A 328-nucleotide genomic window follows, 5' to 3' on the forward strand; every position below is an offset into this window, starting at 1 on the left:
GAGTGAATCAATATCGATCTACAACCACGAGCGTCCGCACCAGTCTTTGAAATACAAAACGCCCGATGCGATGCATCGGGCGCTGGGATGAAACAGGTGTAAACCTATTTCAGGACTAGACACTGCGTTTTAGTGAACATCACGAAGGACGCGAGCTGGGGGGCGGAGTTGGATGGAGTACTTATCCATTTCTGCGGTAACGGCGGCTATTGGTTTCGCCCTTACGGCGAGTCACTTTGGAAAAGCCCCAAAGTAACCAAAGGGCTCTTGCCCCTTTCGTTCGGTGCCTCGCCTAGGCTCGGCATGCCCTCGCTCCGGTCCTGCTCCG

General features: G+C 54.6%; 1 pseudogene. It reads left to right on the forward strand.

The window, feature by feature from the left end:
• Positions 1-119: pseudogene (locus IB254_RS29375) on the forward strand (integrase core domain-containing protein); the annotation flags it as partial.
• Between the last annotated feature and the right edge of the window lie 209 nt (positions 120-328).

The sequence above is a fragment of the Pseudomonas sp. PDM03 genome (assembly GCF_014852385.1).
Classification (GTDB): domain Bacteria; phylum Pseudomonadota; class Gammaproteobacteria; order Pseudomonadales; family Pseudomonadaceae; genus Aquipseudomonas; species Aquipseudomonas migulae.